At 39.9% G+C, this 18,557-nt stretch carries 21 protein-coding genes and 1 pseudogene; 19 read left to right on the top strand and 3 right to left on the bottom strand.

Features of this window, described 5'->3' with window-relative positions; translation table 11 throughout:
- Nucleotides 1-46: 46 nt before the first annotated feature.
- From BDD30_RS06225 to BDD30_RS06280, 12 genes are read left to right on the top strand one after another with little or no spacing between them, the layout of a single operon-like run.
- On the top strand, nt 47-883 hold the full coding sequence (locus BDD30_RS06225; protein WP_012777214.1) for a T3SS regulon anti-activator ExsD domain-containing protein: 837 nt from the start codon (nt 47-49) through the stop codon (nt 881-883).
- Nucleotides 884-898: 15 nt separating this feature from the next.
- Nucleotides 899-1,321 (top strand): YscB family type III secretion system chaperone, encoded by a 423-nt coding sequence (locus BDD30_RS06230; RefSeq protein ID WP_012777213.1) that lies wholly within the window; start codon nt 899-901, stop codon nt 1,319-1,321.
- Nucleotides 1,309-3,165 (top strand): type III secretion system outer membrane ring subunit SctC, encoded by a 1,857-nt coding sequence (gene sctC / locus BDD30_RS06235; protein WP_012777212.1) that lies wholly within the window; start codon nt 1,309-1,311, stop codon nt 3,163-3,165. The genes BDD30_RS06230 and sctC overlap by 13 nt, the downstream gene beginning before the upstream one ends.
- Nucleotides 3,162-4,436 carry a type III secretion system inner membrane ring subunit SctD gene (gene sctD, locus BDD30_RS06240; protein WP_012777211.1) on the top strand — a complete coding sequence of 425 codons (1,275 nt, stop codon included), beginning with the start codon at nt 3,162-3,164 and terminating at the stop codon, nt 4,434-4,436. Before sctC ends, sctD begins: the two co-directional genes overlap by 4 nt.
- The gene (locus BDD30_RS06245) at nt 4,433-4,657 is read left to right on the top strand and encodes an EscE/YscE/SsaE family type III secretion system needle protein co-chaperone (RefSeq protein WP_041381625.1); all 225 of its coding nucleotides are present in this window, start codon (nt 4,433-4,435) and stop codon (nt 4,655-4,657) included. Before sctD ends, BDD30_RS06245 begins: the two co-directional genes overlap by 4 nt.
- Nucleotides 4,638-4,910, top strand: a complete 273-nt coding sequence (gene sctF, locus BDD30_RS06250) for a type III secretion system needle filament subunit SctF (RefSeq protein ID WP_041381623.1) — start codon at nt 4,638-4,640, stop codon at nt 4,908-4,910. Before BDD30_RS06245 ends, sctF begins: the two co-directional genes overlap by 20 nt.
- Nucleotides 4,911-4,912: 2 nt before the next feature.
- Nucleotides 4,913-5,266: a YscG family type III secretion system chaperone gene (locus BDD30_RS06255; RefSeq protein ID WP_012777209.1), complete on the top strand. Its 354-nt coding sequence runs from the start codon at nt 4,913-4,915 to the stop codon at nt 5,264-5,266.
- Nucleotides 5,259-5,825 (top strand): YopR family T3SS polymerization control protein, encoded by a 567-nt coding sequence (locus BDD30_RS06260; RefSeq protein ID WP_012777208.1) that lies wholly within the window; start codon nt 5,259-5,261, stop codon nt 5,823-5,825. Before BDD30_RS06255 ends, BDD30_RS06260 begins: the two co-directional genes overlap by 8 nt.
- Nucleotides 5,825-6,163, top strand: coding sequence for a type III secretion system inner rod subunit SctI (sctI, locus tag BDD30_RS06265; RefSeq protein ID WP_012777207.1), 339 nt, complete (start codon nt 5,825-5,827; stop codon nt 6,161-6,163). Before BDD30_RS06260 ends, sctI begins: the two co-directional genes overlap by 1 nt.
- Before the next feature lie 6 nt (nt 6,164-6,169).
- Nucleotides 6,170-6,907, top strand: a complete 738-nt coding sequence (sctJ, locus tag BDD30_RS06270) for a type III secretion system inner membrane ring lipoprotein SctJ (protein ID WP_012777206.1) — start codon at nt 6,170-6,172, stop codon at nt 6,905-6,907.
- A complete protein-coding gene (locus tag BDD30_RS06275) occupies nt 6,907-7,533 on the top strand; it encodes a Yop proteins translocation protein K (RefSeq protein ID WP_012777205.1) in 627 nt (208 codons plus the stop codon). Before sctJ ends, BDD30_RS06275 begins: the two co-directional genes overlap by 1 nt.
- Nucleotides 7,512-8,129 carry an HrpE/YscL family type III secretion apparatus protein gene (locus tag BDD30_RS06280; RefSeq protein ID WP_012777204.1) on the top strand — a complete coding sequence of 206 codons (618 nt, stop codon included), beginning with the start codon at nt 7,512-7,514 and terminating at the stop codon, nt 8,127-8,129. Before BDD30_RS06275 ends, BDD30_RS06280 begins: the two co-directional genes overlap by 22 nt.
- 233 nt (nt 8,130-8,362) lie before the next feature.
- Here the strand turns inward: BDD30_RS06280 and cspE are convergent, their stop codons facing one another.
- Together cspE and BDD30_RS06290 are read right to left on the bottom strand one after the other, a co-directional pair.
- Nucleotides 8,363-8,578, bottom strand: coding sequence for a transcription antiterminator/RNA stability regulator CspE (gene cspE, locus BDD30_RS06285; RefSeq protein ID WP_012777203.1), 216 nt, complete (start codon nt 8,576-8,578; stop codon nt 8,363-8,365).
- 430 nt (nt 8,579-9,008) lie between these two features.
- A complete protein-coding gene (locus BDD30_RS06290; protein WP_012777202.1) occupies nt 9,009-9,311 on the bottom strand; it encodes a hypothetical protein in 303 nt (100 codons plus the stop codon).
- 861 nt (nt 9,312-10,172) lie between these two features.
- Here BDD30_RS06290 and BDD30_RS06295 point away from each other — a divergent pair.
- Complete coding sequence (locus BDD30_RS06295) at nt 10,173-11,180, top strand: hypothetical protein (RefSeq protein WP_012777199.1); 1,008 nt, start codon at nt 10,173-10,175, stop codon at nt 11,178-11,180.
- A 584-nt stretch (nt 11,181-11,764) separates the two neighbouring features.
- On the opposite strand, the gene BDD30_RS06300 is transcribed toward BDD30_RS06295, so the two are convergent.
- Nucleotides 11,765-12,226, bottom strand: a complete 462-nt coding sequence (locus tag BDD30_RS06300) for a hypothetical protein (protein WP_012777198.1) — start codon at nt 12,224-12,226, stop codon at nt 11,765-11,767.
- Between the two features lie 858 nt (nt 12,227-13,084).
- Here BDD30_RS06300 and BDD30_RS23490 point away from each other — a divergent pair.
- From BDD30_RS23490 to BDD30_RS06325, 6 genes and pseudogenes are all read left to right on the top strand, one after another.
- A complete protein-coding gene (locus tag BDD30_RS23490; RefSeq protein WP_170152946.1) occupies nt 13,085-13,288 on the top strand; it encodes a hypothetical protein in 204 nt (67 codons plus the stop codon).
- A gap of 183 nt (nt 13,289-13,471) precedes the next feature.
- The gene (locus BDD30_RS06305; RefSeq protein ID WP_012777197.1) at nt 13,472-14,500 is read left to right on the top strand and encodes a hypothetical protein; all 1,029 of its coding nucleotides are present in this window, start codon (nt 13,472-13,474) and stop codon (nt 14,498-14,500) included.
- A gap of 221 nt (nt 14,501-14,721) precedes the next feature.
- Nucleotides 14,722-15,747, top strand: a pseudogene (locus BDD30_RS06310) (sigma 54-interacting transcriptional regulator); the annotation flags it as partial.
- Nucleotides 15,748-16,047: 300 nt separating this feature from the next.
- The gene (atoD, locus tag BDD30_RS06315) at nt 16,048-16,701 is read left to right on the top strand and encodes an acetate CoA-transferase subunit alpha (RefSeq protein ID WP_012777195.1); all 654 of its coding nucleotides are present in this window, start codon (nt 16,048-16,050) and stop codon (nt 16,699-16,701) included.
- Between the two features lie 6 nt (nt 16,702-16,707).
- Nucleotides 16,708-17,358 (top strand): CoA transferase subunit B, encoded by a 651-nt coding sequence (locus BDD30_RS06320; protein WP_012777194.1) that lies wholly within the window; start codon nt 16,708-16,710, stop codon nt 17,356-17,358.
- Between the two features lie 315 nt (nt 17,359-17,673).
- The gene (locus BDD30_RS06325) at nt 17,674-17,973 is read left to right on the top strand and encodes a hypothetical protein (RefSeq protein ID WP_041381619.1); all 300 of its coding nucleotides are present in this window, start codon (nt 17,674-17,676) and stop codon (nt 17,971-17,973) included.
- Nucleotides 17,974-18,557: the final 584 nt, after the last annotated feature.

Here is an 18,557-nt window from a genome sequence, read left to right on the forward strand (position 1 = left end):
TTCTAATTTAATCGATAAGAGTGACTAGCAGCAAGATGAGCATAGCATGAGCCAACAAGACCATAATCAGACTCGAACCAGCATGTTTCTTGGCCGCAAAATCTCTGTCATGCAGTCTGGGATTCCACGCCGGGATCAGTTACTCGGAAAATCACAGCCAGCCCAATCTCAGAATACAGGCATTATCAATAGCCAGCAGTCTGTTTTGTTACAACGTCTCTTACCAAGACGCCGTTTGGAAAGCCTGACGAAATCGGTTTGGTTTCACAGACGGTTAAATTGCGGGCAAACTTTAAGACGTGATGAACTACAACAGCTAATCAGAACAGCTGCGAAACCAGAGTGCGACTGGAATCAAATACTGGGTGACCACATTAACCTGGCTGACAAGTGTCTTTTGCAACACTGGGTATTACAACCACTATTTAACTGGTGGCTACGACTGTTAGAACCAGAAATTGAACTCTGGTTCACCGAACTTGAACAATTGCAGATTCAAGAACGACAATTACATGCTAAAGCACACTTTTGGCAACAGGCTGAAAACGTACCACCTCAATGCCGGGAACAACATCAGCAAGAGGTCATATCCTTACAAGCAACACTCAACCAACGCAAACATCAGTTAGAAAAACAGCTGGTTACAACTGAAACCCATGCCCGCGAAGCGTGGCCAAATTGGTTTATTGGGCTAGATGCACTCCAATCTGACGGCAACCTGATGGCTTTTATGCCAGTTCCGGAAGCGTTGTCATCATGCTGGGCTTGGTTAACCGCCATAGAATATGACTCCAAGGCGGCCAACCATTTGCAACAATGGCTCTGTGCTCGGGCTTTATGTCTACCACAGGATAGTTTTCACTGGCAATCGACGATGGCCTAACCATTTAGAGGAAGCATGCAAACTCTACTCAACCATTTGGCCAGTCGCTTGGGCCAGAAGCTTTTTGTTCCCGATAGACAAGGGCACTATCATCTACACATTGATAACTACAACCTGTTTCTGCGCCAACAGGGAACCGAATTTGTATTATCCAGCCCACTAAACTGGCGTCATAACCTACAAGATCAAACAAGTACTGAATCACTAAAAATATTGCTTCAACAAGTCACTCGATGGGGACGCTATGCCCCTCAAGCAATAGTCTTGGATGAATCAGAGAATCTTATTCTGGAAGCACGTCTTGCTCATGACAGTCTGGATGTTCAAATACTGGAGCAGATGATAGGCATACATATCGATCTATTGGAACAGGTAATAACTTTATTATCAGAAACTCAATCTGCTCCGCAATGGAAACAGGTAATATGGCAGCCATGAAACAGTTCCAACGGCTGTGCCGTTACTTACTGTTATCGTTGAGTATCAGCACTATGATACTTCCCTCTGCGTTTAGCCAGGATCTAGACTGGTTGCCTACGCCTTATAACTATTTGGCTAAAGGAGAAAGTTTACGGGATGTCCTGGTTAATTTTGGTGCTAACTATGAAGCATCAGTGATTGTCAGTGATAAGGTGACCGATCAGGTTAGTGGTCATTTCGAACACGAAGGGCCTCAGGAATTCCTGCAACACTTATCCTCTCTCTATAATCTGGTCTGGTATTATGATGGCAGTGTGCTTTATGTATTCAAAAATAGCGAAATACAATCGCGTCTCCTTAAGCTTGAGCAGACCAACGCAACAGAGTTAAAACAGGTTCTGAAACGTGCCGGCATCTGGGAATCACGCTTTGGCTGGCGCCCTGACTCAAACAACCAACTAGTTTATGTATCTGGTCCTCCCCGCTATCTTGAGCTGGTCGATCAAACTGCATCTGCATTGGAACAGCAGTCACTACTACGTAGCGAAAAAACGGGCGCATTAACAATAGAAATTTTCCCACTTAAATATGCTTCAGTTGTCGATCGCAAGATCCAGTATCGTGATACCAATATTGAAGCGCCTGGCATAGCCACCGTCCTCTCCCGCCTGCTTAGTGATGCCAATGTGACAACTGTCACGGGTGAAATGTCCTCATCTACGGGAGGAAACCACTCAAGTCGTGCTGTCATACAGGCAGAACCCTCTCTAAACGCAATCATTGTACGGGACAATCCTGAAAGGATGTCCATGTATACACATTTGATTAACGCACTGGATAAGCCATCAGCGCGTATTGAAGTTGCCCTCTCCATCGTTGACATCAATGCTGACAATCTTTCAGAGTTAGGCGTTGACTGGCAGGTAGGTATCAATACTGGACCACGCCATATAATTGATATCACAACCTCAGCCAGAGAAAAGGAAAAGGAGAAGAACGGAGGAAAAGGCGAAAGCATCGGTTCAACTGCATTGGGTAGTTTAGTTGACCGCCGTGGTCTGGATTATCTGTTAGCCAAAATAACCTTATTAGAAAGCAAAGGCAGTGCTCAGGTAGTTTCCCGCCCGACACTACTCACTCAGGAGAACACTCAAGCAGTTATTGATCACAATGAAACCTATTACGTAAAAGTTGAAGGTGAACGGGTTGCTGAGCTTAAGAGTCTTACCTATGGCACCATGCTACGCATGACCCCCAGAGTCATCAAAATAGGCGATACCCCCGAAATCAGTTTAAACCTGCATATTGAGGATGGTAATCAGAAGCCGAACAGTTCAGGCTTAGGGGGCATACCTACAATTAACCGAACCATTGTCGATACAGTTGCCCGGGTTGGGCATGGTCAAAGCCTGCTGATCGGCGGCATTTATCGTGATGAGATGAGTGAAACTGTACGCAAGGTGCCATTTTTAGGCGATATTCCTTACCTAGGCGTATTGTTCCGCACTACCACTGAGCAAGTTAGACGATCAGTACGACTGTTCATTATTGAGCCACGGCTAATTGATAGTGGAGTGGCCAATTATCTGGCTCTGGGTAACGGCCAAGACCTACGTACCGGATTACTGGCGACACAAGATATCTCTAATCAGAGCATTTCTCTGAGTAAAGCACTGAGTAGTGCACAATGCCAACCATTATCCTCAGCCCGTCAAATGCAAGAAACATTACGACAAGCGGGTAAAAGCTCATTTCTGACTTCATGCCGAATGGGTAACGTTTATGGATGGCGCATCATCGAACAACAATGTTCACTTAAGGATACTTGGTGTGTTCGTGCACAAAACAAGGCGAGCAAATGAGTTGGAAAATTCGCTTTTACCGCGGACTGAATAAAAGTATTGAGGTCAATTTGGCTGAAGGGCGTTTAGTCATCGGCTCAGACCCTCTACAGGCAGACATCGTTCTGGTAGATGAAGGAATTGCCCCCGTGCACCTCATCTTAGAAGTAGAACCAGACTCAGTCCGCTTGTTGGAATGGGCGGGTGAAACAACACCAAGTCAGAATGGCGAACCGCTGTCGCCAAATGCCTTATTGCAAGCACTGGCCCGTCAGGAAGCAGGTCCATTGCTATGGGCTTTCTGCGACCAACAACATACCTTCCCAGACCAACTTGCCGAGCCGGTGATAACACCACACCAGCGCCCAGTCCGGCAAAATCGCAACCGGATTGCTGGTTGGATGTTAATACTCTGTTTGGTAGTCGCACTTGTTTTTCTAGCGTTGCTTGGACATGAAGGATGGCAAAGAAGCAACATGTCCAATGGTATGGCCGAGCAAGAACTACGTCGTTTTCTCAATAGCAACTCAGCCTATCATCAGGTTAGTGTGCAAATGATGCCTAATGATGAACCTCTACTGATAAAAGGTTATGTGGACCGCAACCACCATCGGCTGGCACTGCAACAATATCTTGATACCCACCCGCTTAATTATCGCCTGGAGTTACGTACCATGGAGGAATTACTTCAAGGAGTGGATTTTATCTTACAGAAATTAGGTCATACCCAAGTCCAAAGCGGCAATGGCAAACAACCTGGCTGGATTCGTCTTACCGGAGAATTAACTGATTCTGAGCAGAACTGGAATGATATCGAATCATTACTTAAACGCGACGTTCCGGGCTTACTTGGTATAGAAAACCAAACGATGCAAACCGGTGGCCATCTCAAGAGACTAGATATGCTACTGGCTAAACATGATTTGCCCAACACACTGACCTATCAGGATAAAAGTGATCGTATCGAGTTCACAGGTCAACTGGATGAGCACCAAACTCACAGCTTCTACCGCTTACAGCAAGTATTTAAGCAAGAATTCGGCAACCGACCAGAACTGGTACTGCTAAACAACAACCGGCTAGCCCGCAATAATGATGAACTCAATTTCGATGTCCGGGCGGTTTCCTTGGGGCGTGTACCCTACGTGGTACTAAAAAATAACCTGCGCTACCCCGTTGGAGCAACAACAGAAAATGGTTTAAGGATCGAAGCAATCCGCAGCGATGCCATTATCATTATCAAAGGTGAACAGCAATTTATCATCAAACTTAACAGGAGCCCCGCTTTATGATGACATCCCTGGAGGCCCGACTGTTCGGGGCTGATCCCAATTATGTCAACGAACTTCAACACCGCCTCTCTCAGGCACTAAACGATATCAAACAACGTTTGAGACATGGAGGTTCGGTACAAGAATACCAACAGTGGCAGTTGGAAGCTGATGCTATCCAAGCTGCAATTACAATACTTAATGCAACAGAAGGAGACAATCATGTCTGGAGCAGATGCTAGCACTAAAATTTTTACTTCCGCAGAGACAGTAAATACACTTGATAAAGTTGCTAATCAATTAAGCACACAAGCTAACGCAGCCAACAAAAACGTCAATGACGCAATCACCGCCCTCAAAGACGGTCCTGATAACCCCGCATTACTGGCTGAATTGCAACACACGATTAACAAGTGGTCAGTCATCTACAACATTAACTCCACTGTCACCCGGTCCATGAAAGACCTGATGCAGGGCATATTACAGAAGATCTAATCATGACACGTTCACTCAAAGGGCTACTGGCAGATATTGCTCTGGTTGGAAGCGGCCATCACTGCCATGACGAGGCCAATATTATTGCTGACTGGCTGATGTTAAACGAGGAAAGTCAAGAAGCTGCAAACCTGATTCGGCTCTCTTCTTTGACAAATCAAGGCAAATATCAACAGGCTTTAGATTTTGGTCGAGATCTTCCCTGGCCTAGTCTGGAACCTTGGTTAGCTTTGTGTGAGTGGCGTCTGGGACTAGCATCAGCTCTGGAACAAAGACTGACACGAATGGCAGGCAGTGACGATCCACAATTGCTCTCCTTTGTTGACGGTATGCGGGAACAACTGACTCATGAATAGGATTGAAGGGCCGACCGATCACACTGTGCCGCAACCAACAGCACAGCCTTCGGTCAGTTCTGGGCATCAGCACAGCTTCGAGCAAGCACTGGAAATCTTGCCCGATCAACAAATGCTGAAAGAACGACAGCAACGTTGGCTACAGGGAGAACCTCTGGAAAACGTTTTAGGCGACTTAGATCCAACAACACAGCACAAAACTCTCTGGCAGTGGTATCAGACCTTATCGCCTGAAAGCCAACCTTCGCAACGTGCCCAATTAGAAGCCAGGCTCACTACCCCTGTCCAAGAACACTTATGGTCGCAGTTTGGTGGCTTAGCATTGCCCGTCAAGCCATCACTGGATATACCAGAATTGAGAGCAATTGTTCGTGAATTTGCGCCCACAGGCCGACAACAGGAAACCGTACTTCTCAAAGTACTAGGCAACATTAAGCCTTTAGCGGGTAATGAATACCTGAGTGACCTAATTCGACGTGAGTTGCAAACACTGATCCCTCGTAACGGTATGGTAGATAACCTACTACGAAACTCACACAAACTCGATTTGGAGGAATAATGGACCTACCACAGATAAGAGAGATACTGATAACCAACTTGGATGAACTTAATAAACTCCAAGCCAGTGCCGAAAATATTGCACGTTTTGAACATGCTATGTCCAATCATGATCAGGGGCTCGGCAACAATCTGATCAATGAATTGGGTCAGATCAGACAACAGCTTACTCAGGCTAAACAAGAGTTGGAAACACAGCTAGCCGTCCCTGGCAGTGATCCCAACAGCCTGATGCAAATGCAGTGGTCTCTGATGCGCATCACCTTGCAAGAAGAGTTGATTGCCAAAACGGTAGGACGACTCAATCAAAACGTTGAAACTTTAATGAAAGCCCAGTGAGGAGCTGTGAAGAAACCCTATATAATCTGCGTCTTGCTCGCTGTCCTGATGCTAGCTGGCTGTAAAATCGAACTCTACACAGGAGTTAGCCAAAAAGAAGGCAACGAAATGTTAGCCTTACTCAGGGAAGCGGGCATTTCCTCTGATAAACAGCCAGATAAAGATGGCAATATCAAGTTGTTGGTAGAAGAATCTGATGTCGCACAAGCTGTTGAGGTACTCAAGAGTAAAGGGTATCCACGAGAAAACTTCTCTTCGCTACAAGATGTCTTCCCCAAAGATGGGCTTATCTCTTCCCCGGTGGAAGAACGTGCTCGGCTCAACTTCGCCAAAGCACAAGAGATCGCCCGAACGCTTTCTGAGATCGACGGAGTACTCGTGGCACGCGTACATGTAGTCTTACCGGAAGAGCAAGACAGACTGGGTAAAAAATTATTGCCAGCCTCTTCTTCCGTGTTTATCAAACACGCTGCTGACGTTCAATTGGATACCTACATCCCGCAGATAAAGCAATTGGTCAATAACAGCATTGAAGGGCTGAGTTATGATCGTATCAGCGTTGTATTAGTTCCCGCAGCTGGCGTGCGTCAAGTACCATTAGCACCAAGGTACACGACTTTATTCTCTATCCAAGTCACTGAAGAATCACAGGGCCGTCTGGTCGGGCTTTTAGTTCTATTATTAGCCTTGCTATTTATCAGCAACCTGGCTCAGTTCCTGTGGCACCGAAGCAAGGTGCAATAATGGCAACAGGATTAACGCCCTACCAGTTCAAATTCTGCCCTGCCAGCTATATCCATTCTGACCATCTACCGCCAGAATGGCTTTCAGTCCTGTCCTACCTTCCTGAGTGGCGTAGCTCTCCCAGGATCAATGGACTACTATTAACTCAATTTAATTTGAATGTGGGCTATGAATTGCCAACCGGGTTGGGAAATATCGCCCTATTAGAGCAATCCTATTTAGAGCAGATGCTTACCTGGCTGGGTGCCCTATTGCATGGACAAGCTATTCGCCATTGCTTGTTGGCGACAGAACTTCGCCACTTGCATAACTCCCTCGGTATAGAGGGGCATCGCTTCTGCTTAAAGTACCTCGATATCATCATCGGCAATTGGCCGACTGGTTGGCAACGTCCATTACCGCCAACGATTACTGCGAACTATTTTCGTACCAGTGCGCTACAATTTTGGCTAATGGCGATAGACCCCTTTCCTGTCGATTTCGCTAAACGTCTGAGCCTGCGATTTCCTCCCCATGAAAACCTCCCAGATTGGCCTGTCAGCCAGACAGAACGACCGTTAGCACAAGCATTGTGTCTCAAATTAGCTAAGCAAGTGAATACAGAATGTTACCTTTTATTAAAATAACAAAAGAACACCCCCAACTGTCTCCTGAACTTCTGATACTACGTAAAGCAGACTATCAGACCTGTCTCAATGCCGAATCGTTGCTTGATGCCGCTCGGGCCCAAGCGAAGGAAATTGAACGAGAGGCTCAAACAGTTTATGAGCAACAAAAAGAGCTGGGTTGGCAGGCAGGTATTGATGCCGCTCGCGCAGAACAAGCCAGCCTGATTCATCAAACCCAGTTGCAATGCCAGCAATACTACCGGCAAGTCGAGCAACAAATGAGCAATGTGGTATTACAGGCTGTACGAAAGATCCTGAAAAATTACGATCAGATTTCCCTTACCTTACAAGTGGTTCGAGAAGCGCTTTCATTAGTCAGCAACCAAAAGCAGGTCATCCTACGGGTTAATCCTGAACAAGCTGCAACAGTGCGCGAACAGATATCTCGAGTACATAAAGATTTTCCTGAAATCGGCTATTTAGAAGTCACCGCTGATGCTCGCCTCGATCAAGGCGGTTGTATTCTGGAAACAGAAGTGGGGATCATTGATGCCAGCTTAGATAGCCAACTCGACGCACTCATGTCCGCTATTAATAGCAAATGGAAAAGTTAATGATTTTGTCACTTTGACAGATTCAGAAACAACTATGTTAATTCTTTAGTTTATATTTAAACGGCCAAGGCGAAAAAACCAAACAGAAAATCAAACAAAATATAGCTACCACCACGCAAAAAACCCGCAACTAAGCGTAAGCGGGTTTTTACTTATTAACAACTTTAACTGCTCAGGATATCACCCTCATCGCTATCGTAAAGTCGCTAATCGATTTAAGCAATTAAGTTAAATCAGGATAATACGATCACATTTACTGCTGATGGACCTTTAGCACCATTCTCAATAGAGAATGAAACTTCCTGACCTTCTTCCAGTGTTTTGAAATTATTGCTCTGAATTGCAGAATAATGGACAAAAACATCTTTGCTACCATTTTTTGGAGAAATAAATCCAAAGCCTTTATCGTTATTAAACCATTTTACTGAACCAGTCATTGCATTAGACATAGAGTTTTCCTTTAATTTTATGAAGTTGCCATAAGGCGTATGAGGTCTGTTTTTCAGTTTTACTTATGGGTACTAATTAGAAGGAATTCGCAATGAAGTGGTATCAGGGATAGCGCTAAATGGTGAACTGCTTTAACTTTCTTTTTCATAAATAGGTCTGAACTTCCAAACCAGTGATGCTATTAACTCACATTTATTGCCAATTAGCAAATTTTAATTTCATTTATTTTTTCCTAGTTTGGTGTTCACCTTTATCCTAAATTTCGGTTTTGCCTATATTACATAGCCTTAGCATAGTCATAACTAATTATAAAAAATTTTTATCCACAAGCCCTATTTTCAGAGATTACGGCACTGACTTGAATTTACAATTTTTCCCTAACGCCCTAATCAGGCTACAGCCCGTAGCCTGAAATTAATGAAAACAAAGTCAACATCCATAAGTCTTTAAATAACCATCGCAGTTAACGAGCTGTGATACCTTAGAATACGGAAAAAACCGAGTACCATTCTCAACAACTGGCCCATGAGCAACACGACATAGTGCTGTAATAGCGCAAGTAGTATCTCCGATTTTCCAAATTAATGCATCACAAGACCGGGAAGCACTAGACATATCCCATTTCGCAATACACTCTTGATCAGTTAATTCAATAGACTTATCGGCTCCACTGCCTGCGTTTGCGGCAAACGCAATCCCGAGAAGCAATGCTCCTAACATACATTTCTTCATATTTATATATCCTTCAAGAATCATTTAATTATCGTATAATAGTATTAGCTAATTGAAATTAATTTTCATAGCTATTTTAGGTATGTAAATATCTTTCTTAAATAATGTTTAATTTTCGAATGAAATCATATAATCAATATTCTTTAGTGAATCTGAGAATTTCATATATTCACATCAAAAAAGTAGTCAATTCTCCATATGATTACAAGTCAATTTAAATATCATATAAAGAAAACCATCTGTTAATTTCAAATTATTATCATTAGAATGATATTATTTACCCTGCAAGGATATAATTAATTAGATATAAATTTTCATTAAATTAAGATTTATTAACTCGATAGTTCAATATGGAAAAATTCCGTTTAAATGATATAGGAATTTAATTTTAAATTAAATCAATTATAATATTTATATTCTTAAAACGGTACAAAACACGATGATAATACTGATAAATAGAAATATTATTACAATACAGAGAAAGTTGCATCTATGATCTTACTGTAAAACTGGATAAATATCTCAATATAGCCACGAGTATTAGGTGATTGCAGGTTATTCATCTGTAATATGGTAATACTAATGACATAGAAACCATTCAAGAGATTATCCAAGATAAAGGTGGAAGAATGTTAATAATTAATTTCAGAATTAAACAGTAATTTAAACACAATAAAATATATCCTTCAAGTAAATTTATTGATTATAAAGAAAACTGAACTGCTTATTGCAATTTATTTTGAACAGGATAAAAAACATAAAATAAATTTATTCAACCGCTTGAAACCCTACCATTTTGAACTATATTTATTTTAACCACTTTTAATTATGAAAAAATTTAATTTTTATGAGGAGTTAAAAATGAGAAAGATTTTCACTAAATCATCAAATCAACAGGAAATTAAAATATATACTGACGATTATGGAACCCAAACGATTATCCTCCCTCCGCAATCTGAACCCAATTCGCTAGATAAATCAGACAGTACCAGTTTTACAATGGATAAAAATGATAATATATTAACATTAACAAGCAAATCTAAGTATGCCTCTATCTATTGGCCCGAATTTAGTTCCAATGATAATGGGGAATTCATTGGTAGTGACAAAGTTATGGCAATAAATAATTCTACCGGGATATTAACAGTAGACTATCAATCAGAAAAAAGAGATAACACAGTTATTTATTTTGGCTGTGCTGATAGCGCCACATTTGATTTTAGAGACTTAAGCGAATTAGAAATAAGAAATCCAGGAACTGTGTTTATGTTCATAGATTATATTACTTCTGATAAACCTCCTACACTAACTATGTCAGGAAAAAGCAAATTCAGAATAACACAACCAATGGATATACAACAAGATTCTCCCGCATTTATTTTTTTAGCTAGTAGTATTTCTCTGAAGGAATCATCTGAACTTACTTTTGAAAGTAGTGAACTATTTTTGGGAGATGGGAAATTTAATTACTGTAATATAAACATACAAGATAACTCACAGTTAATATTAAACAACGACGGTATATTGCCGAAAAGTGATATAGACAGAAGCAAGACACAATTTAATCTTGGAACCGGTTCGCCTTTATTAAAAATCTCATCTATTACTGGCATTAGTTCTCCTCTGTCTCTTGACAATATAGAATATCCTGAATGCCTATTTAACTTCATTACTACAAAAGGTGATAATAAAGGAAAAATTATAATTGATGTCATAAATGACCCAAAATTCAGCGATAAAATATTTAGCAAAAAACTCATCGCTATAAATGGAAAAATAGCAGACAAAGAGAATTTTAGCGTTAGTTATGGAACTGAAACTCGCCAAGGTAATAGTGTGACAACTACAAAAATATCACTCAAATTATAATATCAATTATTTTATCAAGTAAATATAATTACATGACCTGCCATAATTACCTTTCCCTTTGTGGTACGAAATCAAATAAGATAACGTACCACTCAATAAATAACGTTTCATAATTCTGCTACACATGACCATCTTCAACCCATTGTTATACATAGAATTGTGAGTGATGCAAGATGTAGCACTATTTTAGAATCTTATTTATAAATAAAAATTAGCAATATTCTATTTAGCTGTACAGAATAGTAAATTAGAATATAAATCTAATTTAATAGATTACAATCAATAGATAAGCAAAAAAATCAAATAACCTAACGCATAAACCACAGTATTAATTACTTGTTGATAACATCCATCATATCATTAATTTGTTAATTCCAAGATCATTCTATATTTTAGAATATATTATACCTAAAATAAAAAGGCTACGCCTAAAGCGTAGCCATTAATCAAAAACCATCATACTCGTAAAGCAATTACATATCGTTTAATTTATAAGTTTGCAAAAACTTATTTAAGTCCATGATGAGTTTTTAATAAATTGAAAATACTTAATCTATAAAATTCCATTTCATAAAAATAGCCTATTATAACGCTTTATACAATGTCACAATAATATTATTTTTCTCCGGGGTCAGTATCATATGCCTCTGTCCCCCACCTGTGGGATCACCATGAGCCTTCTGTTTATTGTTGTAATTAAAGACATCACCAACACAGTACATAATAGCATTGTCATTACTATATCTATCTTGGAATAGCCAAACATTTTGACGAGCAATTCCCTTACTTGGAACAGGCATAGTGGTAAATAGAATTGTATCCACTCTCTCACTCATTGGACCTGCCAATGGAATTTGTAATGAGCCATAAGGGGGTACCTGAGTAGTCTCCACATCGACGAAAAAACTATGGTATGGTAAATCATATGGCATTACATTCAACTTCATCGTATCCGGTGGTAAATAATTGGACACAGACATAATATATGTTGGCTTTAAACTATTAAGGGCTGTTAACGCATCAATATTATCTATTTTCTCTATCATTTCATTCACCTATATTATTAATAAATTAAAAGGTATAATAAGATTTTGAATAACACCAATCTTTGCATTCAAAAACACAATATAAATTCAGAATTAATTAAATCGATGAACTAATCTCTGAGCACCTCCTTGAATTTTAATTTTATTTCTAGTCATAAACTTTCTCTTCTATTCCACTAAAGCGTTACCATTTTTATTTATCATGTTACGTTGTTAATTAAATATAGCCAAAGTTCCATTCCTTTCCACTAAATTTTAAAATTATTTTATGACATCTTATCTATCTTCATATTAAGACATTGAAAACCACAAAATAATTTATATAAAAAATAAAACCAGTTAATTATTCTTATTTTGATATAGGCAAGCAATATAAAAAAGAATAATATCATGTTAGTACTGATTATTATTTCATAATAAAATTAGCCATCCTAAAAATCGTCACACTTAAGTATATTCGTAATTGATTTTACGATTATTGTAGTATTTCCAATGCATTATAGTATTCAATATATGCTTACCCAATAAAATTCCCTTCAGAGAATCACTCCATTTGGCAATCTATAATAAAACATCCGGCAATTAGAAATTTTCTTTTTTGAGATTTAAATCACATATAGACAAACCGATTAGTTCAATCAGGAATCTTAATTTCCCATATGACAAGAAATAAGGTCATAACTGACTATTAAAACGCATTGATAACGCCTACTTAGCACAGACTTATCCAATAAAATAAATAGATTAAACTGCTAACGAAGATCTTTAGCAGAAGATAATAAAACAATATATACCCAATAGATTTCGAGTTGCAGCGCAGCGGCAAATGAACGCATCCCCAGGAGCATAGATAACTATGTGACTGGGGTAAGTGAAAGCAGCCAACAAAGCAGCAGCTTGAAAGATGAAGGGTATAAGCCTTCTATTCCCTATAGAACTCACACCTTTGCTCTACAATTGAGAAATTATAAGATTGCTAATTTTAATTTTTATAAAACATTCCAGAACTTCACGACAATTCGCCGCGCTGCAACTCGAAATCTATTGAGTATATATAAATAAATCATTGAAAAGTTTTTATCAAAAACAGATAAAAATGCTGATATCAAGTTTCATTCAGCAGTAAAAAAATTATAATAAAATAAGCTAAAAGTCTCCTTGAAACCCACCAATTTTGAACTATATTTACATTAATTCACGTTTATTTAATTACAAAATAACATCAATTCCTACAAGGGTAGAACAATGAACGAAAAATTTATCTGGGCCCCTGATGAAGATCAATCATACAGTCATGAAAACGGCAGCCAAGCTATTAATCCAATCAATTCATTCAATAAATATCCTGGTTTCACCTTCAAAATGGACGCAGGAGAAAATACATTAACACTATGTTTTAATGAAAATGAAATAGATAAACTTGACTACTATAATATTCACTGGCCTAATTCACAACTGACTATTACAGAAAATACAGATAGAATCATAGGAGAAATAATAAAAATATCCTCAGGTAATTTTAAAATAAATGGAAATAAAGAAAAACCAGTTAATTTCTATTTAAATTCTGAAGTTTTTAATAAATATAGAATAAAATTACAAAATTCAAGTACCTTTGAAATAATGAAAGCAAACATTGTAAGAATTGCAGGCCCCCAAAAACCTGAAGAATCAGCCGTAACTATGTCAGGGAATAGTCGTTTGACTATAGATGCACAAGAAAATAAAGAGCTAGAAGGTTCTATTTCACTAAATTGTTATTTCTCTATTACTGAATCCTCTACAGCTATGCTTAAAAGTCATCGTATTCATATCGATGGTGGCAGTATTATCTTACAGGATAATGCACAAGTGTTTATAAATTCTCCAGTATTAGAGATAAAAACTAATTTGGATGAAAAAGCTCACACTTCATCCAACACAAATTTCACCCTAAAAGCCGGAGCGACTTCATTAAATCTCAATTCCCCAGATGGCAAACACTTCCCATTAGATATTCACAGAGAAGACTATCCTAAAGGTGTATTCAACTTCATGGCCGAAGGAAAAGAGAATATAGGAAAAGTTGTCATTGATGTTGCACCAAAAGATGCTAATGCCTATGGACTTAATACAATGCTCCGCAAAAATTTCACGGCAATTAATGGAACAATGGTAGAAACCGGAGACCAGATGAAATATTTTGATTTTAGTTATGGACAAGATACCCGCAATGGTAATCAAGTCGGAACAATAACTATTTCTCTTAGAAACCCTCTCCTAAAATTGTCTTAGCAAATAGATTCAAGGTACGGCATTAAATACAATGCCGTACTTCTCAGTACCAACCGATCATCATTACATTATACACCTATAAGGCTAAAGTGAACCAAACCCATTAGAAGCCCCTCACACTTACCCATTTTCGCCCTTGCCCCCATTCGGCAACGCTTTCTATACTTCCAATCACCACTTTCCCCCTAACCTGAACGGCGAGGTTTTTCGGAGGCTAATTGATGAAGCAGAAAGTCAATCAACGACACCGAGCCTCATCCGACAGCTACGGCTGGGATCGGATCTTAACTAACAGCCCGAAAATGATGGCTTTGTGCCGTGATACAGCGAAAATTGCCCGTAGCCATGCCAGAGTATTGATTACCGGCGAAAGCGGCACCGGTAAGGAACTCATCGCTAAGGCCATTCATTATCACAGTCCGCGGGCTAAAGGGCCGTTCATCAAAATTAACTGCGGCGCTTTACCCGAGTCCTTACTAGAAAGTGAATTATTCGGCCATGAAAAAGGAGCGTTTACTGGCGCACAAATACAGCGTCAGGGGCTATTTGAACGCGCCAATCAGGGCACCCTGCTACTTGATGAAGTTGGCGAAATGTCCCTCAATCTACAGGCTAAACTACTACGCGTTTTACAAGAAAAAGAATTCGAACGTCTTGGCGGTAACCAAACCATCAAAACCGATATTCGTTTGATTGCAGCAACCAACCGTAATCTCGCGACCATGGTGGAACGAGCAGAATTTCGTCAGGATCTGTTTTACCGCCTTAACGTCATTCATCTTTCACCCCCTCCGCTACGGGAACGTCCTGAGGATATCGCCCTGCTGGCCCAGCATTTCCTACAAAAATTCAGTGCAGAAAACAATAAAGAGATCATCGAATTAGATGCCAGTACATTGCCAATTCTGGCGGCGTATCACTGGCCGGGCAATGTTCGGGAACTCTCTAACGCGCTGGAACGTGCGGTCATCATGAGTACGGGATCAGTTATTTTCCCCGACGATCTGCCAGAACATCTGTTATTCAAACCACCTTTACCACTAAGTTCTGAACACCAACAGACACTGGAACGCAGTCATAGTCTGAAAGAAAGCATTAAAGCCTATGAACGTAAACTGATTAGTGCTGCGCTAGCAAACAATCAAGGCAATCGGTCACAAACCGCTCGAATGTTAGGGATCAGTCGCCGGGCACTGATGTATAAACTTCAAGAATACCGTATCGACCCGCTCACTCTGACAGAATAAACGACCTTCACACCGATTAAGGCCAACCGCTGACTGAGCAGAAAAGCTGATTATCAGGTGACATGTTCATCATGCCAAAAAGATGAAACAAAACGTGCACACCTGTGCAAAATTTTGCACACCTCTTCCCTGTTACTCATATAGCCCGCATAGTGTTTCTTCAGCCAGAGAAATATAATTCATTAAATTTCAATTAATTATAATAAAATCTCATTTAAATCCAACGTCTTATTACGACTGGCATAACCATTGCTACTCCTGATATAAGTCAGTTTCTGTACATCATATAAGGGAATAAATATGAAAAATAAATGCATCAGCATTCAGCAAGCCGCAAAGCATTTTTATGATGGAATGACAATCATGGTAGGCGGTTTTATGGGCGTAGGCACACCTCCCCACTTAATCACCACATTACTGAACTCCGGTGTAAAAAATCTGACCGTGATCGCCAACGATACTGGTCGTATTGATACCGGCATTGGCCCCCTTGTGACTAATAACAGAGTGAAAAAAATTATTACCTCACATATTGGTACTAATCCGGAAACTGGACGCCAACTGCTTGCCGGAGAAATAGAAGTAGAACTGGTTCCTTTGGGTACGTTAATTGAACGTATTCGCTGCGGAGGCGCCGGTCTGGGCGGATTCCTGACACCAACCGGAGTGGGTACTATTGTCGAAGAGGGGAAACAAAAAATAGCCCTCAATGGAACAGATTATTTGCTGGAGCTTCCGCTACGCGCCGATCTAGCATTAATTCAAGCTCATCTGGCCGATTATCAAGGAAACCTGACTTACCAGTTAAGCGCCCGAAATTTCAACCCGCTGATTGCTCTGGCAGCAGACATCACAATTGCCGAACCGGATACGCTGGTTGAAATCGGTGAGATTGTACCGGACTGCGTTATAACACCTGGCGCATTGATCGACTACATCATTTATCCAGGATAAAACATAATGAATGCTAAACAACTTATTGCCTACCGTGTCGCTCTCGAATTACAAGACGGCGACGTTGTCAACCTTGGCATCGGTATTCCCACGCAAGTCCCGAACTATCTGCCTGATCACACTCACATTACTCTTCAGTCAGAAAACGGCATTTTGGGCCTTGGGCCTACGACAGAAGCACATCCCAATCTGGTCAACGCTGGCGGAAAACCTTGTGGTATCCTGCCCGGCGGTGCCATATTTGACAGTGCCCTTTCCTTTGCTCTGATCCGCGGTGGTCACATAAGCACCTGTGTTCTGGGCGGTCTTCAAGTTGACCAACATGCCAATCTGGCCAGCTGGATAATACCGGGGAAGATGGTATTAGGAATGGGAGGAGCAATGGATCTTGTCACTGGTGCCCGTAAAGTCATCATTGCAATGGAACATTGTACTAAAGATGGTTCTGCAAAGATCCTCAAACAGTGTACGCTGCCACTTACCGCCATCAACAAAGTCAGCATGATTGTCACTGAACTGGGCGTCTTCTCCTTTGAACAAGGCCAGTTAATCCTGAAAGAACATGCACCAGACGTCACATTAGAAATTCTGCGGGAAAAAACCGAAGCAGAATTTAGCATTGCGCATGATCTCAAAATCATGCCTATACCGGTATAAGAGACGGCGCATAATTAGCAGCATCACCCGCTGGTTTTATAAACCGTTATCTCACCAGCCCACCAAGCATTGCCATGCCACTGACCATGGATGTTCGCCTGATACAGAATATGTTTTTAACATAGAATTCCTCGCTGGATTATAAATAAATAGAAAAAACCGAATAACAGTGAATGAATAAATATAAACAAAAACTCACTGAACTCTGATACAAAACAGGAATGTAATAAACTCAACCTTATGATAAAGATATTATTCTTAACCCAACACAGCGTTTTCTCAATATACAAACATCATATAAATAAGGAATAGCAAATGAATAGACCAAATTCGCCTATAGTTAAACAGCAAAACTTAGAATTAAAAAAAGACGTTATCAATAATCACCTCAAGAAATTTAAAGATATTGGAATCACTATAATTAAAACAAATAAACTACCGAAACATCCAGAAAATGAAGTAATAATCCTTCAATATCCGCATAATCTAACAGATTTAGAAAATAGCGATCTTGATACGGTTAAACAAACAATTCTTCAAGATATCTGCAAGGAAATAGGAGACAATGCGACGGTACGTACAGAAAACCTGGATTCAATCATCGTCGAATTTTAAAGACAAAACTTATCCTCTTAACTAAGAAGGTGGTATCTACTACCCAGAGCTGCCTTTTTATTCCAGATGGCATATATACCCAATAAATTTCGAGTTGCAGCGCGGCGGCAAATGAACGAATCCCCAGGAGCATAGATAACTATGTGACTGGGGTGAGTGAAAGCAGCCAACAAAGCAGCAACTTGAAGGATGAAGGGTATAGAATAATAAACACTCATTAAATTCTCATAAAATTATATGAGTGTTTTTATGAAATAAATCGTAGCATTACCATTTAACAAAACCATTAACGCATAATTGTAACCATGCCTATCCATGTGATATTTTCGCATTCATTCAACCACATAATTTCTATAGTTTTTTATCGATTATAGGTTACGTATAAAAACAGAATATAATGATATAAAAAACGCATTACTTAGAACAAATGCAATACATTTTCTCTTACTAAATATCCATACCAAATATAAATAGCTTGGATATATTTCTGGTTAAAAAATATTTAATTATTTATTTTCACCAATTATACAAAAATAGTTAACCATCTAAGTTATAAGAACATTTCATTATTTTTTACTCTAACT

The organism is Photorhabdus asymbiotica (assembly GCF_003634575.1).
Taxonomy (GTDB): domain Bacteria; phylum Pseudomonadota; class Gammaproteobacteria; order Enterobacterales; family Enterobacteriaceae; genus Photorhabdus; species Photorhabdus asymbiotica.